This window comes from Methylobacterium sp. E-045 (genome assembly GCF_022829685.1).
In the GTDB taxonomy this organism is placed as follows: domain Bacteria; phylum Pseudomonadota; class Alphaproteobacteria; order Rhizobiales; family Beijerinckiaceae; genus Methylobacterium.
This window is the reverse complement of the sequence record NZ_JAKSYE010000044.1, coordinates 1-26,010: the sequence shown is the minus strand read 5'-3', so window position 1 is coordinate 26,010 and position 26,010 is coordinate 1. Positions and strand designations below refer to the sequence as shown.

The 26,010-nt window shown below is 68.4% G+C and carries 22 protein-coding genes; 7 read left to right on the top strand and 15 right to left on the bottom strand.

The annotated features are described in order from the left end of the window. Positions 1 to 198: 198 nt before the first annotated feature. Positions 199 to 903 carry a YoaK family protein gene (locus MKK51_RS05215; RefSeq protein ID WP_243975438.1) on the bottom strand — a complete coding sequence of 235 codons (705 nt, stop codon included), beginning with the start codon at positions 901 to 903 and terminating at the stop codon, positions 199 to 201. A gap of 145 nt (positions 904 to 1,048) precedes the next feature. Between MKK51_RS05215 and MKK51_RS05210 the strand changes: the two genes are divergently transcribed. Beyond that, positions 1,049 to 1,918 carry a LysR family transcriptional regulator gene (locus MKK51_RS05210; protein ID WP_243975437.1) on the top strand — a complete coding sequence of 290 codons (870 nt, stop codon included), beginning with the start codon at positions 1,049 to 1,051 and terminating at the stop codon, positions 1,916 to 1,918. Positions 1,919 to 1,983: 65 nt separating this feature from the next. On the opposite strand, the gene MKK51_RS05205 is transcribed toward MKK51_RS05210, so the two are convergent. The 4 genes from MKK51_RS05205 to MKK51_RS05190 all read right to left on the bottom strand — a co-directional run bounded on the left by MKK51_RS05205 (position 1,984) and on the right by MKK51_RS05190 (position 5,919). Further along, the gene (locus MKK51_RS05205; protein WP_243975436.1) at positions 1,984 to 3,057 is read right to left on the bottom strand and encodes a tartrate dehydrogenase; all 1,074 of its coding nucleotides are present in this window, start codon (positions 3,055 to 3,057) and stop codon (positions 1,984 to 1,986) included. 187 nt (positions 3,058 to 3,244) lie between these two features. Further along, positions 3,245 to 4,306 (bottom strand): heme-dependent oxidative N-demethylase family protein, encoded by a 1,062-nt coding sequence (locus tag MKK51_RS05200; protein WP_243975435.1) that lies wholly within the window; start codon positions 4,304 to 4,306, stop codon positions 3,245 to 3,247. A gap of 93 nt (positions 4,307 to 4,399) precedes the next feature. After that, positions 4,400 to 5,353 carry a PDR/VanB family oxidoreductase gene (locus tag MKK51_RS05195; RefSeq protein ID WP_243975434.1) on the bottom strand — a complete coding sequence of 318 codons (954 nt, stop codon included), beginning with the start codon at positions 5,351 to 5,353 and terminating at the stop codon, positions 4,400 to 4,402. Continuing rightward, positions 5,350 to 5,919 (bottom strand): zinc ribbon-containing protein, encoded by a 570-nt coding sequence (locus MKK51_RS05190; RefSeq protein ID WP_243975433.1) that lies wholly within the window; start codon positions 5,917 to 5,919, stop codon positions 5,350 to 5,352. Before MKK51_RS05190 ends, MKK51_RS05195 begins: the two co-directional genes overlap by 4 nt. A gap of 1,117 nt (positions 5,920 to 7,036) precedes the next feature. Here MKK51_RS05190 and MKK51_RS05185 point away from each other — a divergent pair. Both MKK51_RS05185 and MKK51_RS05180 read left to right on the top strand, forming a co-directional pair. After that, entirely contained in the window at positions 7,037 to 8,788 is a 1,752-nt protein-coding gene (locus MKK51_RS05185) for an APC family permease (protein ID WP_243975432.1), read from the top strand. Between the two features lie 98 nt (positions 8,789 to 8,886). Then, complete coding sequence (locus tag MKK51_RS05180; RefSeq protein ID WP_243975431.1) at positions 8,887 to 10,020, top strand: aminomethyltransferase family protein; 1,134 nt, start codon at positions 8,887 to 8,889, stop codon at positions 10,018 to 10,020. A 242-nt stretch (positions 10,021 to 10,262) separates the two neighbouring features. Here the strand turns inward: MKK51_RS05180 and MKK51_RS05175 are convergent, their stop codons facing one another. Beyond that, entirely contained in the window at positions 10,263 to 11,321 is a 1,059-nt protein-coding gene (locus tag MKK51_RS05175) for a helix-turn-helix transcriptional regulator (RefSeq protein WP_243975428.1), read from the bottom strand. A gap of 554 nt (positions 11,322 to 11,875) precedes the next feature. Here MKK51_RS05175 and MKK51_RS05170 point away from each other — a divergent pair. Both MKK51_RS05170 and MKK51_RS05165 read left to right on the top strand, forming a co-directional pair. Then, positions 11,876 to 13,231 carry an NAD(P)-binding domain-containing protein gene (locus MKK51_RS05170; protein ID WP_243975426.1) on the top strand — a complete coding sequence of 452 codons (1,356 nt, stop codon included), beginning with the start codon at positions 11,876 to 11,878 and terminating at the stop codon, positions 13,229 to 13,231. Positions 13,232 to 13,364: 133 nt separating this feature from the next. Beyond that, a complete protein-coding gene (locus MKK51_RS05165; protein ID WP_243975424.1) occupies positions 13,365 to 15,770 on the top strand; it encodes a DUF1989 domain-containing protein in 2,406 nt (801 codons plus the stop codon). 97 nt (positions 15,771 to 15,867) lie between these two features. On the opposite strand, the gene urtA is transcribed toward MKK51_RS05165, so the two are convergent. The 9 genes from urtA to MKK51_RS05120 all read right to left on the bottom strand — a co-directional run bounded on the left by urtA (position 15,868) and on the right by MKK51_RS05120 (position 24,206). Beyond that, entirely contained in the window at positions 15,868 to 17,130 is a 1,263-nt protein-coding gene (gene urtA, locus MKK51_RS05160) for an urea ABC transporter substrate-binding protein (protein WP_243975420.1), read from the bottom strand. 174 nt (positions 17,131 to 17,304) lie between these two features. Beyond that, positions 17,305 to 18,174 carry an urease accessory protein UreD gene (locus MKK51_RS05155; protein ID WP_243975419.1) on the bottom strand — a complete coding sequence of 290 codons (870 nt, stop codon included), beginning with the start codon at positions 18,172 to 18,174 and terminating at the stop codon, positions 17,305 to 17,307. Then, positions 18,171 to 18,806, bottom strand: a complete 636-nt coding sequence (ureG, locus tag MKK51_RS05150) for an urease accessory protein UreG (protein WP_243975472.1) — start codon at positions 18,804 to 18,806, stop codon at positions 18,171 to 18,173. Before ureG ends, MKK51_RS05155 begins: the two co-directional genes overlap by 4 nt. A 14-nt stretch (positions 18,807 to 18,820) precedes the next feature. Beyond that, the gene (ureC, locus tag MKK51_RS05145) at positions 18,821 to 20,533 is read right to left on the bottom strand and encodes an urease subunit alpha (protein WP_243975417.1); all 1,713 of its coding nucleotides are present in this window, start codon (positions 20,531 to 20,533) and stop codon (positions 18,821 to 18,823) included. 10 nt (positions 20,534 to 20,543) lie between these two features. Then, positions 20,544 to 21,239, bottom strand: a complete 696-nt coding sequence (locus MKK51_RS05140) for an urease subunit beta (protein ID WP_243975415.1) — start codon at positions 21,237 to 21,239, stop codon at positions 20,544 to 20,546. Between the two features lie 60 nt (positions 21,240 to 21,299). Next, positions 21,300 to 22,055, bottom strand: a complete 756-nt coding sequence (locus tag MKK51_RS05135) for an urease accessory protein UreF (protein ID WP_243975413.1) — start codon at positions 22,053 to 22,055, stop codon at positions 21,300 to 21,302. Next, positions 22,055 to 22,519, bottom strand: a complete 465-nt coding sequence (ureE, locus tag MKK51_RS05130) for an urease accessory protein UreE (RefSeq protein ID WP_243975410.1) — start codon at positions 22,517 to 22,519, stop codon at positions 22,055 to 22,057. The genes MKK51_RS05135 and ureE overlap by 1 nt, the downstream gene beginning before the upstream one ends. 176 nt (positions 22,520 to 22,695) lie before the next feature. Continuing rightward, complete coding sequence (locus MKK51_RS05125) at positions 22,696 to 23,508, bottom strand: hypothetical protein (protein ID WP_243975408.1); 813 nt, start codon at positions 23,506 to 23,508, stop codon at positions 22,696 to 22,698. Between the two features lie 77 nt (positions 23,509 to 23,585). Beyond that, positions 23,586 to 24,206 carry a response regulator transcription factor gene (locus MKK51_RS05120; protein ID WP_313898794.1) on the bottom strand — a complete coding sequence of 207 codons (621 nt, stop codon included), beginning with the start codon at positions 24,204 to 24,206 and terminating at the stop codon, positions 23,586 to 23,588. Between the two features lie 397 nt (positions 24,207 to 24,603). Between MKK51_RS05120 and MKK51_RS05115 the strand changes: the two genes are divergently transcribed. Together MKK51_RS05115 and MKK51_RS05110 are read left to right on the top strand one after the other, a co-directional pair. Beyond that, entirely contained in the window at positions 24,604 to 25,191 is a 588-nt protein-coding gene (locus MKK51_RS05115) for a hypothetical protein (protein WP_243975407.1), read from the top strand. Positions 25,192 to 25,194: 3 nt separating this feature from the next. Next, on the top strand, positions 25,195 to 26,010 hold an 816-nt coding region (locus MKK51_RS05110), incomplete at its 3' end, for an AAA family ATPase (protein ID WP_243975405.1).

Here is a 26,010-nt window from a genome sequence, read left to right as displayed (position 1 = left end):
GGTCACGAGGGTATGACGGGCCGCGCTCAGAGAGCGCGCCACAAGCACCGAATCACGCGGGTGGGTTGGTTCGTCATGGCCGCGCTATAGCAGTACGGACAGTAAAGCCAAAGACCAGTCCACCTCCTGGAAGACGCGGAGGTTGTCCCATCGCCCGCGGCGTGGCGGAGGAGAGACGTCCGGACCAGCCCGACCGTCTCAGGTCGCCGTGTCCGCATCGGCCGGCGCCATCACCAGGACGGTCAGGACGAGGAGCACGACGATCGGCAGGGTGATGCAGGCGAACGCGAGATGAGCGATCCCGAAGGCTCCGCACAGGGCGCCCGCGGCGAAGGCCACGATGGCCGGCAGCACGCGCAGAAACCGCGCGCGCGTCTGCGCGGGGTTCCCGGCCGTTCCGAGAGCGAGATCCGTCGCGTCGATGACGGCCTGGCTCACGCTCACGGTCATCACCGTGGTCGGGGCGAGATGACCGAGCGAGAGACGGCCGATGGCGTTCTGCACGCCCATGGCCGCAACGGCGAGCATGCCGACGGCCAGAGCCGGGGCGCCGTCCGGCGCATCGAGGGGCGACACCACGGTCCCGCACAGGCCGAAGCCCGCGAGGAGGGCCGCCTCGACGGCGAGCAGCCAGGGTAGCGGATCGGCCGCCCGTCGCTCCAGGAGCAGCCCGAGGATGCGGGCCCCCGCCACCGCCCCCATGAAGACGGGCAGCGCCAGCAGTTTCGCCAGGACGCCGGTCGAGCTTGCGACCAGTTCGGCGCCGATCAGGACGAAATTTCCGGTGACGTGAGCCGTGAACAGGCCGGTCAAGGCGATGAAGGCCGCCGCATCGACGAAGCCGGCGACGAAGGCAAGGGCGGTTCCGGCGGAGGTGCCGCCACCGGCGATCTGCGGTGTCACGAGACGATCCCTGGTTTGCGGAGGAGGACGGCGATGCGGTGCACGGATCGCCAGAGCGAAAGCCGACCGTGACCGGGAGGTGTGCGAGAGACACTTAGCCCGCCGACCTCCGGGGCGGTCGGAATATCGGCTATCATGAACCGTGATGAGCAACCTCAACGTCGACCACATCCGTTCCTTCCTGGCCGTGCTCGACAACGGCAGCTTCACGGCCGCTTCGCAGGCGCTCGGCCTGCGGCAATCCACGGTCAGCGGGCATATCGCGCGGCTGGAACGGGCGCTGGACCGCTCGCTCCTCATGCGGGACACGCATCGGGTCGCCCCGACGGCGGACGGCCAGGCCCTGATCGGCTTCGCGCGGGAGATGCTGGAGGCGCACGACCGGCTTCGCGCCTTCTTCTCGCCGGGCGGCCTGCGCGGCCGTATCCGCCTCGGGGTCTCCGAAGACTACACCCTGTCGGCCCTGGCCCAGGTCCTGGCGCGCTTCGCCGAGCGCCACCCCTCCGTCGATCTGCAGCTGACGGTCGGGCTGAGCCGGGCCCTCTATCAGGGCTACGACGCGGGCGAACTGGACGTGATCTTCTGCAAGCGCCGACGGGGCGACCCCCGCGGCGAGCTGGCCTGGGCGGAGGCGCTGATCTGGGCGGGCAGACCGGGCTTCCTGCCCGATCCCGCGCTGCCGTTGCCCCTGGTCCTGTATCCGCCGCCTTCGATGACGCGCACCCTCGCCCTCGATGCCCTCGAAGCGGCGGGCCGTCCCTGGCGGATCGCCTGCACCAGCGGCAGCCTGATGGGGGTGCGCGCGGCCGTCGAAGCGGGTTTGGGCATCGCGCCGCACTCGGCCAGGGTCATGCCGCCGGGACTGGCCCCGATCCCGATCACGGCCGGGTTGCCGCCGATCGGCGACGTCGCGTTCGTGGTGCTCGGCGCGGGCCGCCAGCATGCCGCGGCGACGGCGTTGCAGGAGACGATCCTGGCCAGTTCGGCGGAGCTGCAGGCCGTCCCCGAGGTCTGATCCCGGACCTCGGCGACTCCGACCCCTGGGTCCGGGTCACCGAGACGCGGTCCGAAAAGACGCGCCTATCCGAGGGCGTCCTCCACCGCCCTGCCGCAGGCTTCGGTATCGGCGTTGCCGCCGAGATCGCGGGTGCGCAGGGTCCGCTCGGAGAGGACGCGCTCGATGCCGGTGACGATCTCCCGGGCCGCCTCGTGCTCGCCGAGATGCTCCAGCATCATCGAGCCGGACCAGATCTGGCCGATCGGGTTGGCGATGCCCTGTCCGGCGATATCGGGGGCCGACCCGTGCACGGGCTCGAACACAGAGGGGAAGAGCCGCTCCGGGTTGATGTTGCCGGAGGGCGCGATGCCGATCGTGCCCGTACAGGCCGGCCCGAGATCGGAGAGGATGTCGCCGAACAGGTTCGAGGCGACGACCACGTCGAACCGGTCGGGGTTGAGGACGAAATGCGCGGTGAGGATGTCGATATGGTACTGGTCCCAGGCCACGTCCGGGTAGGCCTTGGCCATCTCCTTCACCCGCTCGTCCCAATAGGGCATCGTGATCGAGATGCCGTTGGACTTGGTGGCCGAGGTGAGGTGCTTCTTCGGGCGGCCCTGCGCCAGTTCGAAGGCGAATTTCAGGATGCGGTCGACGCCGTGGCGCGTCATGATCGTCTCCTGCAGGGCGAATTCGCGGTCGGTGCCGGCGAACATGCGCCCGCCCGCATTGGAGTATTCGCCCTCCGTGTTCTCGCGGACCACCCAGAAATCGATGTCGCCGGGCTTGCGGTCGGCGAGCGGGCACTTCACCCCCGGCATCAGTCGCACGGGGCGCAGGTTGGCGTATTGGTCGAATTCCCGCCGGAACAGGATCAGCGAGCCCCACAGGGAGACGTGATCGGGCACCCGCTCCGGCATGCCGACGGCCCCGAAGAAGATCGCGTCATGGCCCCCGATCTGCGCCTTCCAGTCCTCCGGCATCATCTGGCCGTGCCGCTCGTAATAGTCGCAGCTGGCGAAGTCGAACCAGTCGCAGTCGAGGGTGAAGCCGTGGCGCTTGGCGGCCTTCTCGAGGACGCGCACCCCTTCCGGCACGACCTCCTTGCCGATCCCGTCGCCCGGAATGACGGCGATGCGATAGTGGCGTGATGTCATGGGATCGGCTCTCCGCGAGGGGTGGGGATCGGTCGGTGTCCGGCGGCCATGCGCCGTCCCCCCGACCCTCGAACCAAGCGGCGGGATTGTCCACGGGGAGGTCTCCCGTGGCCTGATTCCATGCGGTGGCCCATTCCCGACAGGGGTGCATCGCCGGCCTGGAGGCCGCCCGGCGCGCGGGGCCGCCTCAGGCCGGCAATCGGGCCTGGTCCGGCTGGATGCCGAGGGACAGGGGCGCCCCGTCGTCCATGGCGGCCAGGCGCGACACCGCCATGTGGTGGAACCGGGTCAGGCCCTTGTACTCCACGAGTTCGGGCGGGAGGGTCGCCAGGACGCGGTGAAGGCGCTTGCGCCACTTCTCCACCCGCTCGATGTCCTGCAGGCTGATCAGGTAGCAGCGGATCCCGAACAGGATCGCGTTGGAGCGCGGCAGCCGGAACAGGGTCTGCAGTTCCACGCGCAGGTGGAGCTTGCCCGCGATGTTCTCCGCCGTCACGGTGGTGCGGTCGGGCCCCCAATCGGGATAGTTCTCGGGCGACGTGTCGAGGCGCGGGTTGATCGTCATCGTCCAGTTCAGCCGGCGGACGGGATGCCCGTACTGGAGGCGCAGGAGGTATTGCAGCGCCCGGTCGAACACCCCGATCTCGTGCGCCAGCGGCACCGGCCCGTGCCACTCGTGGAAGCTCATGCCGATATCGAATTCCAGCGACCAATCCGCCTGCGTGGTGACCATGCCGCCATCGACGTAGAGGTTGTCGTCCCGCTGGTCCTGCAGGGTGAAGTCCCCTTGAGCCTGCCGGGTGATGTACTCGAACGGTCCGCAGGGGAGGGTGGACGCGTCGCCGAAGACGAAACGCCGGTCGAGACCCAGGGGACGGTTGATCCAGTGCCACGCGGTGCCGTCCCGCGTCAGGCTGAAATGCTCGGGGTAGTCCGTGGACAGGCTCTCCATCAGGAGTTCGAGCGTGTCCCATTCCGCCGGCATCATGTGCGGCAGCACCTGGCACCGCTTCGGATCGTGATCGAGGACGATCGCCCGCTCCCGGCATTCGGCGACGTAATGCTCGTCCACGTCGAACGCGTGATCGAAGGCCGGCGACCCGCCCGCCTTCCCATGCGGCTCGATATTCACCGAGTACATGTATTTGTCTTCGCCGAACGGAAACGGAAAGCGGAGGATGGCCGCGTCGCTGTTCCGGTAGGAGAAGTCGTCCCGGAAGGTTTCGTCGGTCTTGAACTGAATACCCATCTCAGCGTCCCTTCCCCAAGCGGCGCCGATCCCGACCGATGGCCGGCATCGGCGCGTTCGACGGATTCCCGCCGCCGCGCGGTCGTCCGACCTTTAAAAATCGAGCACCAGGGTCCCGGATCTCGCCCGGGAGACGCAGGTCGCGATGAGGCGGCCCTCCGCCTTCTCCGCCTCGGACAGGACGTGATCCCGGTGATCGGGGATGCCCTCCACGAGGGGCAGGAGGCAGACGCCGCAGGCGCCCCCCCGGCACAGGCACGGGGCCTCGATGCCTTCGCCCTCCAGCGCCTCGAGCAGGGTCTGCGAGGCCCCGACCGCGATCGACCGGCCGGACCGCGCCAGGGTGACCATGAACGGCACGCCGCCCTTGTCCCCGCCGAAACTCTCGCGGTGGATCGCGTGCGGCGTCCAGCCGAGGCCGCGGGCCGTCTCCTCGACCGCGTCCATCAGGCCCTGCGGCCCGCAGGTATAGACATGCGTTCCCAGAGGCTGGTCGGCCAGGAGGGCGGCGAGATCCGGCCGCTCCCCACGGCCGACGCCATGGACGTGAACGCCCGCCGCATCGGCACCGATCAGGGCGCGGAAGGTCTCGACCTCGTCGGGGGCGCAGAACTGATGCAGCTCGTAGGCGGCGCCGCGCAACGCCAGGACCGGCCGGTAGGACAGGAACGGCGTCAGCCCGATGCCGCCGGCGATCAGGATGTGCTTGCGGGCGAGCGACGCGATCGGGAACAGGCTGGCCGGCGCGCTCAACGCGACGGCGTCGCCGGTCTTCAGCCTGTCGTGCAGGAAGTGGGAGCCGCCGCGTGAGTCCGGAACACGGCGGACGATGATCGCGTAGTGATCGCGCTGATCGGGCGGCGTCACCAGGGAATAGGCGTTCTGCCAGACACGGTCCGGCCCCTGCAGCGTCACGAGGACATGGGCACCCGGGGGCGATGTGGGAAACGCCCCGCCGTTCTCGGGAACGAAGCGGAACCGCTTCAGCGTCGGGTTCAGGAGGTCGATCTCGGCGACGCGCGCCGACAGCTTGCCGTCGAGGATCATGAATAGGCCTGCTCCGCCGGAGGGACTTCGCCCGCGACCTCGGCATCGATCTTGACCCCCATGAAGGCCGACAGGCGCCGGGAGAAATGATCCCGCACGAACAGGTTCGCGCCGCAGCCGTCGCATCGGACGATGGTGGTCGTGACGCCGTGATTGAACGTCCGGCAATGGACGCAGGCCACGCGCCGCGCCTGCGTGCCGGACTGGCACTGGAAGATCTCCTGCCTGGTCATCCCGGCGCGCTGCGCCGTATTGAAGACGTCCCACAGGAAGCCCTCCGTCCCGCTCACGTAGAGCCGCAGACCCATGCGCTCCTGCGCGAGGCGATGGTCGAGGCGGTCGATGAGGTGTCGCGGCGAACGGAACCCTCGCTCCCGGACCGTCCCGGAGGGTGGGATCCGGCCCTCCTGGTCGGGGGCCGCGACGAACCAAACCTCCACCTCCCTGTCGGGTGGGGCCTCGAAGCGGTAGGCGGGCGAATCCGACACCAGCAGGTGGCGCAAACCGGACAGATCCATCGCCAGCGATTGATAGACCGGTCGGCTCTTGATGGACTGATCTGACATCGACCTCGTCTCGACAATGGGCTCAACGGCGGCCGGCCCTCAGAGCCGACGATGGCCCGATCCCTGCCGGCGGCGGCCTGAGCGGACCGCACCGAACCCCGGAGGCGACCTTGCAAGCGACCTTGGTAAAGCCCCCGAAGACCGACCTGTCTTGCTTGCGCGGCAGGCTGGTTCTCTAAGAGAATTTCATTTTCTCCAAGAGAACCGTAAAGTCAATCACCGTTTTCGACCGCAGCCCGAGCCAAGAGGTCGGAGGCGGATTCGAACAATGACGGGCGACCTTTTCATCCCCCGTCGCCCTCCCGGGCCGCGCATCCCGTGCGGGATGTGCAGGGCGGCGGGACGCGCGAGCGAGCGGGCGGCGGCGGTGACCCGCTCGAATCAAGAAGGATCGGCCCGATCGCGCGTCATGCGCACAATCGACAAGCACTCATGCCTATTTACTGGTCATCGTTGCTCGAAAATCAAATCTCCTGAAAAATTTCGATGCAATTCCACTGTTCGCTCACGGGAGAGCCACGATAGCGCTTGACAGCGGCTCAACCGAAGAGAAATGATTGTTCCTGTAGAGAACTTGAGGAGCTCGACCGGTCGCCTCCCGCTCACGTGGCGCGCTGGACCCACATGACCGGCGCCCCGCGTCATGCCCCGACACCATGGGTTTTACGGACATCCTTCGCGTGACGATCTCCGCCAAAATGGGAGATTTCCATGCTGTCGACGACGTCTCGACAATGACGCCCCACGCTTAGAGCGCTTTCCGCCGAAGTGGATCCCAGTCCGGCGAAACAGAGCGTGGCACAACGAGGGTCTAGAGCCGTGTCCCGGACCAATGGGGTCGGGCGCAGCTCCGGGGCCTCTCACGAAACTCCCGGTGGGCACCGTCTCCCGTTCCCGGCACGACGGTGCGGCGGGCGTTTCGTGAGAGACACTTGGAACGCCCGTCAGACACTCTTCTGCGGCGCCCCCAAACCTGCGGGAAGGGCGCCCCGACACAGACGACGCTCCGGGTGCTTCTCGACCCTGCCGATACCGCGCGGACACAGATCCCCCGGGATCACAGCCTCGACGAGGGCACGGGCCCGAACCCTCGACACGACGAATGGAGAGCTGAATCATGAGCACCGGACTGGCATCCTCGGCAAAGCCCGTGGCGGGCTTCACGTCCCCCGCCACCGGGACGGCCGACGACGGCAAGCTGCATCGCAGCATCAACTGGACGGGCGCGTTCTGGGTCGCGAGCGGTGTTCCCGCCCTCGTCCTGTTCTCCGTGGGCGGCATTGCCGGCAATACCGGTAAACTCGCCTTCCTGATCTGGACGCTCTCCATGATCATGGGCTTCATCCAGTCCTTCACCTATGCGGAGATCGCCGGCCTGTTTCCGAACAAGTCGGGCGGCGCGTCGGTCTACGGGGCCGCGGCCTGGGTCCGCTACACCAAGCTGGTGGCGCCCCTCTCGGTCTGGTGCAACTGGTTCGCCTGGTCGCCGGTCCTGTCCCTCGGCTGTTCCATCGCGGCCTCCTACATCATCAACGCGGTGGCGCCGCAGCCCACGGCCACGTCGCCGGCCGTGGTGCAATGGCTCGCCACCAACGGGGCCAGCCTGCAGATGGCCGATGCCGACAAGGTGACGGCGGCCATCGCCGCCGTCGCGCCCGGCATCCGCACCTGGACGCTGTTCTCGACCACCCTCGGCCCGGTCTCGCTCTCCCTGAACCTGGCCTTCTTCATCGGCGCCGCCCTGATGCTCGGGGTCTTCGCCGTGCAGCACCGCGGTATTCTCGGAACGGCCAACGTCCAGAAGTATATCGGCCTCCTCGTCATCATCCCGATGTTCATCGTCGGCGTGGTGCCGCTGCTGATCCACGGCGTGAACTGGGAGAACTTCTCGCCCCTGGTCCCCCTGGCGGCGCCGGCCGCTCCCGCGCCGGGCGCCTGGAACATCACGGGCTGGACGCTGGTCCTCGGCAGCATGTTCATCGCGGCCTGGTCGACCTACGGGTTCGAGACGGCGATCTGCTACACCAGCGAGTTCCGTGACCCCGCCAAGGATACGTTCAAGGCGATCTTCTATTCGGGCGTGCTCTGCCTCCTGCTGTTCACCCTCGTGCCCTTCACCTTCCAGAGCATGCTCGGCGTCGAGGGGATGCTGGAGGCCTCCATCGTGGACGGGTCCGGCGTCGCGGCGGCCCTGGCTCACATGGTCGGCGGCGGTCCCATCGTCGAGAACTTCCTCGTCATGCTGATGATCCTGGCCCTCGTGCTCTGCATCATGACGGCCATGGCGGGATCCTCGCGCACCCTCTACCAGGGCTCGGCCGACGGCTGGCTGCCGCGCTATCTCAGCCACGTCAACGAGCACGGCGCGCCGACGCGGGCGATGTGGACCGATCTCGTCTTCAACCTCGCGATCCTGGCGATCGCCTGTGCCGATGCCACGAGCTTCTTCTTCATCCTGGCCGTGTCGAATTGCGGCTACATCATCTTCAACTTCCTCAACCTCAACTCGGCCTGGATCCACCGGATCGACTCGGCGCATATCCCGCGCCCCTACCGGGCACCGACCTTCGTCCTGGTGCTCGGCGGCGTCTTCGCCTTCGTCAACGTGATCTTCATGGGGGCGGGCGCGAAGGTCTGGAACCCGATCGCCCTCTGGGCCGGCCTGGTGACGGCCGCCCTGATCATCCCGGTCTTCTGCTACCGCCACTATGTCCAGGACGGCGGCAAGTTCCCGGCCGAGATGTACGAGGACCTGCATGTCGGCCCCGAGGGGATGGTGAGCCGCCGCCGGGCGGGAATCCTGCCCTACCTCACCCTGGCCGCCGGCGTCGTGGTGCTCCTCCTCTCGAACTGGTTCTTCCAGCTCTGATCGAACCGGGCTGCCGGGGCCGTTCGCCCCGGCAGCCCGCCCGCGGGACGAGACAGGGTCCCGCCCAATCAAAAAACGGAACGCTAGGGATCGCCGCCATGAGCTACACAGACCTCCCCCGCCAGTCGGCCCTCAACGAGCGCCATCTGGCCCTGGGCTCGACCCTCGACGCCGAGTGGAACGGGATGCCCATCCCCCAATCCTACCGCACCGACCGCTACGAGGAGACGACCATCGTCCGCTCGCGGGCGGGCCTGTTCGACGTCACCGGCCTTCGCATCGTCAACGTCTCCGGCCCGGACGCGGAGGCGATGCTGAACGCGATGCTCACCAGCGACGTCGGCAAGATCGCGCAGGGCCGATCGGCCATCAGCAACATCGTCGACGAGAACGGCTCCCTGATCGACGACGTGCTGGTCTACCGCGACGGGCCGCAGGCCTTCCGCGTCTCGCATGGCGGCGGCAGCCTCGAGGACGTCCTTCCCGCATTCACCGAAGGCCGCGCCGTGGAGGCGGCCCGCGACGACGACGTCCACATCCTGTCGCTGCAGGGACCGCTGGCCCTCGCGATCCTCACGCCGCACACGCCGTTCGACCTGCCGACGCTCGCCTATTTCGAGCATGTCCGCACGACGCTGTTCGGCCGCGACGTGTCCCTGGCGCGGGGCGGCTACTCGGCCGAGCGCGGCTACGAGGTGTTCTGCGCCGCCAAGGACGCCGTCGCCCTCTGGGACGCGATCATGCAGGCCGGCGAGCCCTTCGGCATCGTGGCCGCCTCCTGGGACTGCCTGGACATCGTGCGCGTGGAGGGCGGCCTGCTGTTCTTCCCGTTCGACATGCCGAAGTCCGACACCACGCCGTGGGAGATGGGCCTCGCCTGGACCGTCGACCTCGACAAGCCGGACTTCCGCGGCAAGGCCGCCCTGCTGGCGCGGAGGGGCACCGAGCGCTTCAGCCAGGTCGGCCTCGAGATCCTGCACCATGAGGCGGTGACGCCGGGTGCCAAGATCTTCAAGGACGGCCGCGAGATCGGGACCGTCAACAGCACCACCTACAGCCGGCACCTGATGAAGTCCCTCGGCCTCGCCCACCTGCCGCCGGAGCTCTCCGCCCTCGGCACGGAGGTCGAGGTCCGGACCGAGACCGGCCCGCTGGTCGCCAACGTGGTGCGGACGCCGTTCTACGACCCGATGCGCCTGCGCACCCATCCGGCCGACGAACGCACCGCCTGAGCGGAGCGGCGGATTCCCGCCGCCGTGCGGTTGCGTGGGCAGGCGGCGTCCCTCTCCCCCTTGCGGGAAGAGGTCAGGAGTGGGGGTGGTTCCGCCAGCCTCCACAGCAGCAGGAGGGTCGCCCAACCACCCCCACCTCCACCTCCTCCCCACAAGCTCGACGGATCTTGGGCAAGCCCGAGATCCGCTGGGGAGGAGGGCAGGGCGGCGCATCCCGCAAGATGTGTGGACAGCGTCGGCCCTCAGGCCGAGGGGAAGAACGGGCTGAACTTCTTGATGAGATCGCGCTCGGAGGTGACCTCCGCCTTCCGGTAGATGCGGATCTTGCAGTTCTTGATGGTCCCCTTGCTGATCCCCAGCGTCTGCGCGATCTGGCCCGTGGCCTGGCCCTTCATCGTGAGGGTCAGGATGTCCCGCTCCCGCGGGGTCAGCGCCACCAGCACCTCCGCCGCCGCCCGATAGCCCACCGTCTCGTCCGGCATGGCGGGTTTCGGGCCGAGCATGAAGATCCGGCCGCCCGGCGCCAGGGCGAAGTCGCGGTCGAAGACCTCCGATGTGATCACGTGATCCCGCGCATGGACCGTCCGGATGGCGTCCGACGGCGCCAGGGTCTCGAGCATCGGCAGGATCGAGGGATCCGACTGGACCGCCCGCGTCCAGGAGTCGTTGGCGAACACCTCCACGTCGTGGCGGTCGCGGATCAGGGTCGGGCGGTTGACCAACCCGTCCGCCTGCGTCCCGTTGGTGTAGCGCAGATTGCTGAACAGATGGCCGAGATGGCTCCTGTGGCATCCCTCGATGGCGGGAAAGACCAGCTTGGCCCGCCGGATATCCTCCTGCGAGAAGACGCCGCGCTCCCGTTCGAGGAACAATCCGAAGCAGCAATGCCCGACCGTCGAGAAGAACATCCCGAGCTCGTCGGAGATGTTCGCGGCCGGCCTGAAGATCTTGCTGTAGAGGATCGATTCCGGGCTGGTGTTCCCGATCTCCGACAGGGTGAGGATGCCCGGCTTGCCGCCGTTCTTCCAGTAGAGGGAGAACGGATCGATGCGCAGGCACTTCTTGTTGTAGAACTCGACGATCTCGCTCGGAACCCCGGTCGTGTAGAGCACGTCGGGCGGGGCCACCCGCGAGTACCGGATGATCCATCCCGAATCGCTTTCCACGCAGAGGGCGAACAGGGACAGCAGGGTCCGGTGGAAGCGCTCGGTCCCGATGGAGGCGGCGACGTCGCCGAAGCGATCGTACCATTCGGCGGTGGCCAGCGGATCGGGTCCGCTCCGGATCGGTTCGTCGTTCATCCTGAAACGGTGCCATTCCCCATGGAGCGCACGTTAAGGCGACAGGAGCCCCGCCCCAAGCTCCTTTGACGCCGGAACAAGCACGATCTCCGGCCCCGCGGGCGACTGAATTCACCCATCCGGTCTTTCCGGCAGAGCGTGTCCCTCTCCCCCTCGTGGGGAAGAGGGCAGGGCCGCGAACGACGTGAAGGCCGTAGCCCGGCACGCGGGAAGGACGATGCCTGGCACGGTTCTCGCTCTATAGTATCCCCCCTTGCGTTTGCAGTGCACAACCGAACGACGACAGTAGTGCCAACAGTCACTATTGCACCGCCCTTTCTCCCACGCGTATGAATTTTCTCGACAGGAATGTTTCGACGAGGTTTCACCCTCGCCGGATCGATCATCGAGGGAGACTGGTCTTTGGCGGACGTCCGGCAACGATCGCGCCCGTCCCGATCGGGATGCCCACCGCGGCCGGGGCCGAGGCTCCTCTCCTCACACGTGATCGAGGCGCCGGGCGAGCCGGAGGCCCGGTCCGCCCGGCTCACGAGACACAGAACGGGGATCTGATCATGAAGAAGCGTGTTGCGATCATCGGCGCGGGTCCAAGCGGCCTCGCCCAGTTGCGCGCCTTCGAGGCGGCGCGGCGCGCGGGCGAGGAGATTCCCGAGCTCGTCTGTTTCGAGAAGCAGTCCGATTGGGGCGGCCAATGGAACTACTCGTGGCGGACCGGCCTCGACGAGAACGGCGAGCCGGTCCACAGCAGCATGTATCGCTACCTCTGGTCGAACGGGCCGAAGGAGTGCCTCGAATTCGCGGATTACTCCTTCGAGGAGCATTTCGGCCGGCCGATCCCGTCCTATCCGCCCCGCGCCGTGCTGCACGACTACATCGCCGGGCGGGTCGCGCGCAGCGACGTGCGCAAGTACATCCGTTTCTGCACCCCCGTCCGCTGGGTGAGCTATTCGGAGGAGACCGGCCGGTTCACCGTGACGGCGAAGGACCTGATCAAGGACGAGCATCAGGTCGAGGAGTTCGACTACGTCGTGGTGGCGAACGGCCATTTCTCGGTCCCCAACGTCCCGAGCTTCGAGGGGCTGGAATTCTTCCCCGGCCGCGTGATGCATGCGCACGATTTCCGCGTCGCCGACGAGTTCGCCGGCAAGCGCCTGCTGATGATCGGCGCGAGCTACTCGGCGGAGGATATCGGCACGCAGTGCATCAAGTACGGCGCCACATCGATCACCTTCAGCTACCGCACCAAGCCGATGGGCTTCGCCTGGCCGGCGGGTTTCGAGGAGAGGCCGCTTCTGGAGCGGCTCGTCGGCAATACGGCCTATTTCAAGGACGGCAGCGACGCCGAGGTCGACGCGATCATCTTCTGTACGGGCTACAAGCACACCTACCCGTTCCTGCCGGACGAGCTGCGGCTGAAATCGCATAATTGCCTCTACCCGGCGGGGATCTACAAGGGCATCTTCTGGCAGTCCAACCCGAAGCTGATCTATCTCGGGATGCAGGACCAATATTATACCTTCAACATGTTCGATGCCCAGGCGTGGTATGCCCGCGACTACATGATGGGCAAACTCGCGCTGCCGGGCCCGGACGAGCAGGCCGCCGACATCGCCAAGTGGCTGGCCCATCAGGACACGCTCACCAACCCGTTCGAGGCGATCGACTTCCAGACGGAGTACGTCCGCGAACTCCTGGCGGCAACCGACTATCCGCCCCTCGACGTCGACAAGGTCGCCGACCTGTTCAAGGAGTGGGAGCACCACAAGATGGAGGGCATCCTCACCTATCGCGACCGGTCCTACCGCTCGACCATCACCGGAACGGTCTCGCCCCCGCACCACACCACCTGGATGAAGGCCATGGACGATTCGCTCCAGGCCTTCATGGGCCTGCCCCAGGCCGCGGAGTGAACGCGTCGCCCGCTTGAGACTCATGCCGTTCCCCGGCCGCCATCGGCGGCGAGCGGCCTCCGATGGCGATGACGGCCCCGTGCGGGCCGCGTCGGCCCGCATCCGTTGCGACCCGTTCACCCTGGATAGTCGAATGAACCAGATCTGGATGCAGCCCGAGGGCGCGTGGGGAGCGGTATCGCCGCGCACGCTCTCGTTCTCGGCGAGGGGAGGCGCCTGTGCCGTCTTCAAGGTCGAGGCCGGGGATCGCCTGCGCATCGTCGACCCGGAGGGGCGCCAGCCCGCCTGGCTCCATGCCGCCCCCGGCGCGTTCGGACCGGCGGCACAGGGCGCCCCGTCCCTCGTGGATACCCTGCGGGAACGAGGAGACGGGGCCGGCGGCCGCGCGGTGGAGGCCGCCCTCGCGGCGGGCGGCCTCGCGCCGTCCGATCTCGAAGCGCAGGCGCTGTTTCATGGCGATTCCCAGCCGGGCTCGACGTTCGAGGCGGCGGCGGCGGCGGCCTCCGTCTGCGTTCTCGTCGTTCCCGGCGGCCCGATGGCGCCGGACGCGCAGGATCCCCCGACGGATCTGCGGGTGGAGATCGAGCCCGCCACATCCCTGGAGGGGAGGGCGCCGCCGCCCCTGGCCCCGCCGCTCCTCGACCTGCGCGTGAAGGCCGCCACCGCCGAGGCCTTCACCGTCAAGGCCGGCCAGTACATCCAGATCATCGATGTGGACGGGCGCCAATGCGCGGATTTCCTCGCCTTCGATGCCGTCGCCCTCCAGGCGGGTGACGAATACGGCCTCGACGCCACCACCACGCATACCCTGATGGGATCGACGGCGCCCAAGCCCGGCCTGCTGTCGAAGTATTTCGACGCGCGCATGGTCCCCCTGGTGGAGATCGTCCAGGATACGGTCGGGCGCCACGACACGTTCATGCTCGCCTGCTCGGCCAAGTATTACGAGGATATGGGATATCCCGGCCATTCGAACTGCACCGACAACTTCAACGCGGTGTTGCGCCCGCACGGGGTCCGGCCCAAGAAAGGCTGGCCGGCGATCAACTTCTTCTACAACACCGTGGCGGGGTCGGACGACCGGATCACCATGGACGAGCCCTGGTCACGCCCGGGCGATTACGTCCTGCTGCGGGCGCTGACCGACCTCGTCTGCGCCACCTCGTCCTGCGCCGACGACATCGATCCCGCCAACGGCTGGTGCCCCACGGACATCCACGTCCGGGTCTACGATGCCGACAGCGCCTTCTCCAAGGGTATGAGCCACCGCATGACCCCCGATGCCGAACCGCGCCTCACCCGTCAGTCGGGCTTTCATCCGCGCACCGCGGCCCTGACCCGGAAGATGGAGGAGTATCGCGGGTTCTGGGTGCCGACCTGCTTCAACGCCGCCGGACCGCTGGAGGAATACTGGGCCTGCCGCGAGCGGGCCACGATCATGGACCTCTCGGTGCTGCGCAAGTTCGAGGTGATCGGACCCGATGCCGAGGATCTGATGCAGCTCGCGGTGACGCGCAACGTGCGCAAGCTCGCCGTCAACCAGATCGTCTACACCGCCCTGTGCAACCCGCATGGCGGGATGATCGACGACGGCACGCTCTTCCGCCTCGGCCAGAACAACTTCCGCTGGATCTGCGGCGACGAGTATTCCGGCATCTGGCTGCGCAAGCTCGCCGCGGACCACAGGCTGAAGGTCTGGGTGAAGAGCTCCACCGACCAGCTCCACAACGTCTCCGTCCAGGGGCCGAGATCGCGGGCGATCCTGTCGAGCCTCGTGGTCAGCCCGCCCCAGGAGCCCACCATCGACGAGCTGAAATGGTTCCGGTTCACGGTCGGGCGTATCGACGGCGTGCCGGTCCTGGTGTCGCGGACCGGCTATACCGGCGAACTCGGCTACGAGGTCTGGTGCCACCCGAGTCAGGCGACCGCGATCTGGGACTCGATCACGACGGCCGGCGAGCCGCATGGCCTCACGCCGATGGGGCTCGCCGCCCTCGACATGCTGCGGATCGAGGCCGGCCTCGTCTTCGCCGGATACGATTTCTGCGACCAGACCGACCCGTTCGAGGCGGGCATCGGCTTCACCGTGCCCAAGGACAAGCCCGACGCCTATATCGGATCGGAGGCCGTGGCGCGGCGGCGGGACAACCCGCACAAGCGGATGGTCGGCCTCGACGTCACGGGCAACGAGCCCGTCGGGCACGGCGATCCCGTCTATGACGGCCGGACCCGGGTCGGGATCGTCACCAGTGCCACGAAGTCGCCGATCCTCGGCAAGACCATCGCCCTGGCGCGCCTCGACGTCTCGGCGGCGGCCATCGGCCGGTCGGTGGAGATCGGCAAGCTCGACGGCCATCAGAAACGGCTTTCCGCGACGATCGTGGCGTTTCCCCATTTCGATCCCAAGAAGACGCGCGTCCGGGCCGAATCGCCCGCCAAGGGTGATCAGGGACTGGGCGACCAGGGACAGGGCGATCAGGGACGGGGCGGCGCCGCACCCTCGCCGGAGACCGTCGCAACGGCCGGAATCCCCGCCTGAGCGGGGAGCGCGGCGGGGCCGTCCGGAGAGGCCGCGGAGCGGTCAGATCTCGGAAGGCCCCACGGGCCCGGACGTGCCGATCTCGGGGTCGCGTGGCCTACTGGTACCCTTTGGGGAAGGGGTCCGGCTTGATCAGGTCCGGGCTCGTATAGACGACCTCGAACTGGCCATCGGCCTTGGCCTTGCCGACGCGGGTCTTGGACCAGAGGTGGTGGTTGGGATCGACGCGCACGTAGCCCTCCGGCGCGGCCTTGAATTCCAGGCCGGGCGAGGCCGCCACCACCTTGTCCACGTCGAAGGAACCGGCCTTCTCGCAGGCCATCTTCCACAGGAACGGGCCGAGATAGGCGGCCTGGGTCACGTCGCCGATGACGGTCTTCTCGCCCCACATCTTGTGGAAGGCGGCGACGAAGGCCTTGTTGTTGTCGTTCTCGATGGACTGGAAGTATTTCATGCAGGAATAGGCGCCCGCGATGTTGTCGCCGCCAATGCCTTCGACCTCGTCCTCCGTGACGGACAGGGTGAGCAGGATCTGTTTCGACAGGTCGATGCCTGAGGCCTTGAGCTGCTTGTAGAACGCCACGTTCGATCCGCCGACGACGGTGACGAAGATCACCTTCGGCTTGGTGAGCTTGATCTTGTTGATCACCGAGTTGAACTGGGTGTGGCCGAAGGGAAAATACTCCTCGCCGACGACCTTGCCCTTGAGCACGCTCTCGACATGCTTGCGGGCGATCTTGTTCGAGGTGCGCGGCCAGATGTAGTCCGAGCCGATGAAGAAGAACGTGTCGCCGCCCTTCTCCTTGTTAACCCAATCGAGGCTGGCGAGGATCTGCTGCGTCGCCTCCTGCCCGGTATAGATGACGTTCTTGGACTGCTCCAATCCCTCGTAGAAGGTCGGGTAGTACAGGAGCCCGTTATACTGCTCGATCACCGGCAGCGCCGCCTTGCGCGAAGCCGAGGTGAAGCAGCCGAAGATCGCCGCGCAATGGTCGTTCACGAGGAGCTTCTTGGCCTTCTCGGCGAAGGTCGGCCAGTCGGAGGCGCCGTCCTCCTGGATGACCTTGATCTTGCGGCCGAGGATGCCGCCGGCGGCGTTGATCTCTTCGAAGGCGAGCTTCTCGGCCTGCGTGGCCCCGGTCTCGGAGATCGCCATGGTGCCGGTGACGGAGTGGAGGATGCCGACGGTCACCTCGCTATCGGTGACGGCGAGCCCCGTGGTGTTCACGGCGGCGGTGGCGGTCTCGGCGGCGAGGACGGGCGAGAGTCTCGCGGTGGCGATGAAGGGGGCGGCCGCCAGCCCGAGCAGCAACCGGCGACGAAGCTGAAGAAAAGCGGTGCCTTCGTCCTTCGACGCCATCGGTTCTCTCTCCACTCGTCGTTGCAGAGGGCAAGCCCCTGTCGATCCACGGTCATTGCCCGGAGCGGGATCACTCCAGCCTGACCGCGATCTACTATTGAGAAGAAAATACGTTTCTTAAAGAGCAAATTGGCTGCACGCTGCCTCATTCCTGGGCAGGCGCAATGCCCACCATCACTTGCGGCGGCGCGCGGGGGCGACACCGAAGAGCGCATGAAAGGCGACCGCGAAGACCGCATCCATCCCCGCCGACAGGGCGCCGCCGCTGGGCGCGAGGAGCCGCACGGCCAGTCCGGCGGCGTTGGGCAGCGGGCTCGCTCCGCCCAGGCACCCCGCCGCCTCGGCGGCGCCCTGCAGCGCAGCGATGTCGGGATGGCCATCGCCCCCCCCGAGGATCGCCATCGACCCATAGGCCGCATAGGCGCCCAGGGGGGAGGCGGGGCCTGTCAGGCTGGCGCCGTCGAGGGTCGAGCGCTCGTCGACGAGGATGCGTCCATCCTCGGTCTCGACCTGCAGCGACAGGGCGATCCGGGCGAACGGACAGCCTCTGCCGGTCGGATCGTGGTGGGCGAAGCCTTCGCTGACGATGGCGCGCGCATCACGGCCGACGACGATGCGGGTGTCGAGATCCAGCGCCGCGCCGGGAAACAGGATCATCGGATCGGGATGCAGCGCCAGGCTCGCGTCGCCGGCGATGGCGAGGCGCGTGTCCTGGCGCGCGGCGTAGGCGCCGGTGTCATGGACGACGGTGGCCGATTGCGTGGTGACATGGGCCCGGCTTCCGGCCTTCGCGGTGATGTCGAGGCCCAGGCGGTCCGCGCGATAGAGGCCGCCGGAGGCCGATTGGAGATACAGCGTCGCGATGTCGGGATGGTCCGGATACATCCGGAACGGCCGGGTGATGTGGAACGGATAGGGCACGACCTGCCGCGACAGCACCGTGGTGCCGCCGCCGCGCACGAAGACGAGGCGGGCTTGGCGATGCCGCGAGCGGCCCGCTCCCTCCGGCGTCGTGCCCCGGACCTCCTCCTCCAGGGTCCTCAAGGCGCGAAGAGCACGGCGCGGCAGATCGCATCCGCCACGGCCTCGATCCCGTCGCCCGAGCGGGCATTGGTGGCGATCATCGCCTTGCCGCCGCGCACGGCGGTGGCCTCGGCGAGCATGGCGGGGAGGTCGATCCCCACATGGGGGGCGAGATCGGTCTTGTTCACAACGAGAAGGTCGCAGCGCAGCACGCCGGGGCCGCGCTTCCTCGGGATGTCGTCGCCCCCCGCCACGTCGATGACGAATATCCACCAATCCACCAGATCGAGGGAGAAGGTGGAGGCGAGGTTGTCGCCGCCGGATTCGAAGATCAGGAGGTCGAGGTTCGGAAACGCCGCCTCGAGGGCGTCGCCGGCGGCGATGTTGAGGGTCGGGTCCTCGCGGATCACGGTGTGCGGGCAGGCGCCGGCCTCCACCGCCGAGACCCGGGCCGGGTCGATCAGGCCGGACCGGCGCAGGCGCTCCGCGTCCTCCTTGGTGACGAGGTCGTTGGTGACGACGGCGAGATCGACGCCGCGCCCCGCCAGGACCGGGATCAGGCGCTCGATCAGCGCCGTCTTCCCCGAGCCGACGGGTCCGCCGATGCCGATCCGCGCGGCGCCGGCGCGGGACGGGGAGGGGGTGAGGCTCATCGCGGTGCCGGGCATCAGCGCAGCATGTAGCGTTGGGCGAGGGGAAGGACCCTGGCCGGTTCGCAGGTGGCGACGGCCCCGTCGACGAAGACGTCGAAGGTCTGTGGGTCGACGCGGATATCGGGGCAGGCGTCGTTCCAGAGCATGTCGGCCTTGCTGAGCGTCCGGGTGCCGTGGGCCGGCAGCAGCGCCTTGCGCAGGCCGAGTTCGTCGCCCAGGCCCCGCTCGATCGCCAGCGGATGGACGAAACAGGCCGAGAGCCCCTGCTTGGCGAGGCCGAACGCGCCCCATTGCGGGCGCAGCAGCATCGGTTCGCAGGTCATCAGCGAGGCGGCGGAATCGCCCATGGCGCCCCAGGCGATGAAGCCGCCCTTGATCACGAGTTCGGGCTTGATGCCGAAGAAGGCGGGACGCCAGAGGACGATATCCGCCATCTTGCCCTCTTCGAGGGAGCCGATATGCGCGGCGATGCCGAAGGTGCGCGCCGCGTTGATGGTGTATTTGGCGATGTAGCGCTTGATCCGGGCATTGTCGCCGAAGCCGGCCCGGTCCTCGGGCAGGCTGCCGCGCTGGTCCTTCATCTTGGAGGCGAGCTGCCAGGTCCGGCAGATCACCTCGTGGATGCGGCCCATGCCCTGGCTGTCGGAGCCGAGCATCGAGATCGCGCCGATATCGTGCAGCACGTCCTCGGCGGCGATGGTCTGGGCGCGGATGCGGCTCTCGGCGAAGGCCACGTCCTCCGGCAGGGCCGGGTTGAGGTGGTGGCACACCATCGTCATGTCGAGGTGCTCGTCGAACGTGTTCACCGTGTAGGGGTTGGTGGGGTTCGTCGACGAGGGCAGGCAATGGGGCAGGCCGGCGACGCGGATGATGTCCGGCGCGTGCCCGCCCCCGGCCCCTTCCGTGTGATACATGTGGATCACGCGGCCGCCGATGGCGGCCAGCGTGTCCTCCACGAAGCCGGATTCGTTGAGCGTGTCGGTGTGGAGCTGGACCTGGAAGTCGTGCTCGTCGGCAAAGCCGAGGCAGGCATCGATGGCCGAGGGCATCGCTCCCCAATCCTCGTGGATCTTCAGGCCCAGCACGCCGGTCTCCAGCTGCTCCTTGAGGGCTGCCGGCCTGTGGGTGTTGCCGCGGCCGAGGAACCCGAAATTCACCGGCCACTGCTCGGCCGCCTGGAGCATCTTACCCGTGTTGAACGGGCCTCCGGAATCGATGCCGACGGTGATCGGCCCGAGCGACCCGCCCAGCAGGGTGGTGATGCCCGAGGCGATGGCGTGATCGGGCAGGCCGGCGGAATCGAAATGGACATGGACGTCGATGGCGCCCGGCGTCGCGATCAGCCCCTCGCAATCGCGCACCGTGGTGCCGGCGGAGACGATGAGCCGGGGATCGACCCCATCCATGATCGCCGGATTGCCGGCCTTGCCGATGCCGACGATCCTGCCGTGGCGGATGCCGAGATCGCCCTTCACGATGCCGAGCACCGGATCGATGACGAGGACGTTGCAGAGCAGGAAATCGAGGGCGCCCTCGGCCGAGGTGACGCCCGGCGCCATGCCGATGCCGTCGCGCAAGGTCTTGCCGCCGCCATGCAGGCATTCGTCGCCGTAGACGGCGTAATCCTTCTCCACGACGGCGACGAGGGAGGTGTCGGCGAGGCGCACGCCGTCCCCCGTGGTGGGGCCGTAGAGGGCGGCGTAGTCGCGGCGGGGGATCGTCACCATGATGGTCTCCTCATGCGCCCTTGAAGCCGCCGGCCCTGGCCCGCGCCAGGGCGGCGGCGCGGTCCGCCGGCGTATCGACCGTCCCCTGGGTCAGGTCGTTCAGACCGGTGAGCCGGCGCTCGCCGCCGAACCCGACCAGGGTCACGGTCTTGCGCTGGCCCGGCTCGAACCGCACCGCGGTGCCGGCCGGGATGTCGAGGCGCAGGCCCAGCGCCGCCTCGCGGTCGAAATCGAGGGCGCGGTTGACCTCGAAGAAGTGGTAATGCGACCCGATCTGCACCGGCCGGTCGCCGGTATTGACCACCTCGATGGTGGTGCGCGGACGGCCCGCGGCGAGCTCGATCTCCCCCTCGGCGGGCAGGATCGCGCCGGGCTCCAGCGTATCGGCCGGCGCCCCCTCGGCGGGCCGGATCGGCTCGTGCACGGTGACGAGCTTGGTCCCGTCGGGGAACACGCCCTCGACCTGCAGGATCGGCAGCATGGCGGCGATGCCGGGCATCACGTCCCCGGTGGTGAGGATGGTCGAGCCCCACCCGATCAGGTCGGCGACGCTGCGCCCGTCGCGGGCCCCCTCCAGGATCTCGTCGGAGATGATGGCGACGGCCTCCGGGTAATTGAGCTTGAGGCCGCGTGCCCGACGCTTTCGCGCCAGCTCCGCCGCCGTGAAGATGGTCAGCCGTTCGAGTTCGGTCGGTGTCAGCAGCATTGGTGGTCCCTACGGCCTCGTCCGTTCCCGGAACCGGGCCTCATCGTCCGCCGGTCTGTTTCAATTCGCGAACAGGCGCAGATCGGCGCGGGCGTGACGCATGGTGGCGATCTCGATGAGCGGTGTGAAGGCGACGAGCCTGATGTCCGCGGTGTCCGTTTCGTCCTCGCCCCACGTCTCGCCCCCCTCTTCGGCCCCTTGCCCAGCCTCTTGCTGGGCTTCTTGCCCGCCCCCTTGCACAGGCCGGGCCGCGATCTCCGCCAGCACCGGCATCAGGGCGGAAAGGATGCGCTGCGCCTCGATGGCGCCGACCCGCCCGAGCCTCACGGCGGCGGTGACGAGGGCCGCCGCGCATTGGTAGCCCGCGATCTCGGTGACGGTGGTCTCGTCGAGGCCGAGGGATCGCCACAGCGCGCCCTGCATCACCGCCAGATGCCCGAGGAGCGGGCCGTCGCGTACCGCCCTGCGCAGGTCTTCGGCACCCGGCGTCCCGATGCGGGTATGGGCGGCCAGCAGGGCGCCGCCGTTGCGGCGGCTGCCCGTGCGCATCGGCTCCGCCAGGCAGGCCGCCTCCACGGCGGCGTCGATGCGGGCGAGGCGGGCGAGATCCCCTTCTGCGCGATGGGCCAGGACCAGGGCGACCCGGTCGCTGCCGGCCCAGCGGTGGCGCAGGATGACCTCGACCGCATGGCCGAGCTCCGGCCCGCCGAGGCCGTCCGGGAGCGCCGCGAGCCCCTCGATCCCGTTGGAGAAGGCGAAGCTCCCGCTGGGGAAGGCCGAATCCGCCTGCTGGAGGGCGACGAGCCGCTGCAGCATCAGGCGGCCTCGTTGCGCCCGTCGACGCCGTGGGCCACGCGCCCGGACGCGGCGAGATCGCCGAGGCGCGCCAGATAATCCTCCGGCGGGCCTTCGAGGGCCACGAGCAGGTCGTCCCCATCGAAGCGCACGCGCCAATGCAGGTTGCCCGCGTGGTAGCCGAGTTCGAGGGCGGCGGCCTTGTCCCCGGGCGCCAGCCGCAGCCATCGCTCCGCACCGACCCGCACCACCAGGGCACGGTCCCTCTCGAGGACCAGGACGGCGCCGTCGAACAGGGTTTCCTCGCGGGGCAGGGCGATGGCGATGTCCTCGCCGCCCACGGTGGTCGCCCTGAGACGCCGGCGGGCGGTGTCGGCGCTGTCGATGGCCAGGATATCGACGGCATGGTGGTGATCGAGATGATGCAGGCGGTGTGCGATCTCGGGATCGAGCCGGCTGCCCACGATACGGTCGATGACGCGCATTCGGTCTCCACTCTCCCCGCGAGGTCCAGGAGAGGAAACTAACCGGGTTCGCATCGGCACGCCAATGCTTCCCCGCGCCCGGGCCCTCGAAGCCTCCCGACGCGAAGGGGAGCCCTTCGTGGCACGGGTGACGGCGGCGGTGCCCCAGACGTTCCTGGCGATGGTGGAGTCCGGCCTCAGCGATAGGCGCCGCTCGCCTCGTCGAACGCGTAGGTCCTCGCATCCCGGCCCGTCGCAGGCCGCAGCTTTCCATCCTCGCCGAGGACCGTACCGGTGAGGGTGACCCGGACGGGCGGCCATGCGAGGGGCCTGAACGACTCCTCCGGCAGGATCTCGAGGCGGCCCTCGCTCTTGCCCATCCGGCAGGGCTCCCCGCCATCGGTATCGCAGGCGGCGGTCTCGTCGGACCCGGCCGGAACCTCCCCCGCCACGCTCCAGCGCACGGGCACCCTGCTGAAATGCAGCAGGAGGAACGAGAAGCTGCGCGCGCCCGCCGCCCCATGGGATGTCAGGCGCAGGCCCATCACGAGGCGAACCCGGTTCACCGGCCTCGTCACCGCCCCGAAGGCCTCGTCCACCTCCGGAGCGTCGCCGTTGCGGTTGCCGGTGCCGATCCGCCCGATCTCGGTCTGCACGCCCTTGAGGCGCCAGCGCGCGTCCTCGAACGCGAAGGTCGCGGCCGCGACGGTCCGCCGGTCGGGCGCGTCCGCGTCCTCCCCCGGCGCCGGCATCGTCGCGAACCCCGTGAACCAGGTCCCGGCGGCGGCGGGGATCATCGCCCCGTGCCAGAACTCCACCGGTCGGCCGTCCTTCATCCGGCAGGTTCCGCTCTCCGAGCGCGCCGGACTCCCGCAGATCGCCGCCAGCACCGTCTCCCTGGGCGGCCCGACGAGGTCCGGATCGGCCGCCGCGGGAGAGCCCGCCAGAGCCAGCATCGCCACCACGCCCAGATGGGCCGAACGCCCGCACGATCCACCCAATCGCCTCATGCGGCAGGGCCATGCCACGGGCGCCGCCGGTCCGACACCAGGACAGGTGTACGATGACCGGGACCGGGAGGGGCCGGTCACCCGCAGACCCCGGCATTGGCCGCCTTCGCCGCCGCCGCCGAACGGGAGGTGACGTCGAGGGCCCGCAGGAGCGCCGAGACATGGACCCGGACCGTGAACGGGGAGATGTCCAGTTCCCGGGCGATCTCCTTGTTGGTGTGCCCCAGGGCGACGAGGCGCAGGACGGCCCTCTGGCGCTGCGTCAGGGCCGGCAGGGGGGAGCGCGGCGCGGACAGGCCCGCGGCGAGGCCTCCCCGGATCACGCGTTCGCCATCGCGGATCGCCGAGATCGCCTGGGCGATCTCCTTCGCGGGCAGGGATTTGCGGATGAACCCGTCGGCGCCCTCGGCCATGACCGCGCGGATCACGGCCTCGTCCTCGATCATCGAGACGACGATGATCGAGGCCCCCGGCAACGCCTCGCGCACCGCACCGACGGCGCGATGGGGATCGAGGCCGGGAAACAGGGGGTCGAGGAAGACGATCTCCGGCGGCAGCCCGGCGCGCGACAGCGCCAGAACCTGTTCCAGCGTGGCGGCCTCCTGCACGAGCGCATCCGGGTTGAGCCGTTCGGCGATGTGCACCATCCCCGCGCGGAACAGGGGGTGGTCATCGGCCACGATGATCGTCGCTTTCACCGTTCCACTCACTCCACTCCCGATCACGATGTCGGAATCAGCCCCCGTGCGAACGGACCGGCCGCCGAGGGCTGCGCCCGACCAAGGCGGGTCGGGACACGTCTCCAGGCCCTTGTTGTACCGCGCTTTTTTTCGCCGAACCGGCATCCGCTTCGGCCGAGAGCGCTCTAGTGCCAGGCAAGGGGCACCGGGGGTCAAGGCGCAAGCCATAGGTCATATGTACTAGTAGACCGATTTTCGGCGGGTGCCTAGAAGCTCGACCGATAAACGACCGCACATTTGCCAAGAAATTTTTAGAATAATTCTAATTCTTGCGATGAGCTCTTATTCAGAGAAAGACAAGACCCAGTCAAACGCAGACCATAGATTGATCCAGTCAAGATGAGGGACCGGACTCATGTCGAAGACTGAGCACCAGACGCAGGCTCAGGTGAAGGGCGCCGAGAGCAAGGCCGCCCCGTCCGGGCCGCGTCCGTCGAAGCCGGCCCTTCCCCCGAGCATCATCGCCCTCGCGGGCGGCGTCGTGGCGGCGGGCGCCGTCGCGGGGTTCCTGCTCCTGGGCGGCGGCGGGGAGACGGCCGGGACGGTGGAGCGACCGGCCCTGAACCTCGTCAAGACGAGCGCGATCGACAAGGCCGCCGAGACGCTGGTCCCCGAGGAGAAGGACAAGATCGTCGCGCAGGCCAAGGCCTGCACGGCGCCCCTGGGCAACATGCGCCTGTCGAAGATGACGGCGAATGCCGGCGGCGTGGTGCGCATCCGGTCGGGCAACTACCTCTCGCCGGCCTTCAACGTCGCCGAGGGGCCGATCAACATCGCGGTCCCGTTCCCCGCCCCCTACGAGGTCGGCAAGGGCGAGATCGTCGTCGAAGGGGCGGCCAAGGACGTCTTCTTCGAGCTGACGCCGGGCCTGAAGGTCGACACGACGGGGGGCGTCCAGCGGATTCCCGTCATCTGGAACACCCGCAAGCCCTGCGGAGGCTGACGCATGTCGAAATCCGCCATCATCCCGTTCGTCGTCTCCGGACTTCTCGTGGCGATCCTGACGCCGCTGCTGATGAGCACCGACTACGGGCCGGTGGCATGGTGGAACGCCGCCGGAAGCGAGCTGCGCTGGCAGGCCGCCATCGGCTCGGCCGCCGCCCTCTTCGCCGCCCTCGGCCTCGCGGTGACGGCCACGGCGGCGCGGCGGGCCGAGGCGGGTCTCGGGCAGCCGGCCGGGGGCCAGAGTCTCCCGCGCCTGCTTTTCGCCCCGCGCCGCATCGTCGAGGTGCGGTCCCCCGAAGAGGTGATCGCCACGCTGGAGGGCATGGTCGGCCTCGCTCCGGTGAAGCGCGAGGTCAACGCCCTCATCGCCCGGCTCGAACTGGAGCAGCGCCGCCGCGCGGAAGGCCTCCCGGTCTCGGCGATCAGCCAGCACATGATCTTCACCGGCCCTCCCGGCGTCGGCAAGACCGAGGTGGCGCGGGCGATCGGCGAGATCTTCCGGGCCCTCAACGTCCTGCGCAGGGGACACCTCGTGGAGGTCGACCGCGCCGGGCTGGTGGCGGGCTATGTCGGGCAGACCGCCGCCAAGACCCTGGAGAAGTGCCAGGAGGCCCTCGACGGGGTGCTCTTCATCGACGAGGCCTACACCCTCGCGGGCGGGTCCGGCGGCGGCGATTTCGGCAAGGAGGCGATCGACACCCTGCTGAAGTTCATGGAGGACAACCGCGACCGGATCATCGTCATCGTCGCCGGCTACACCAACGACATGCGCCGGTTCATCGACACCAATCCGGGCCTCGCCGGCCGCTTCACCAAG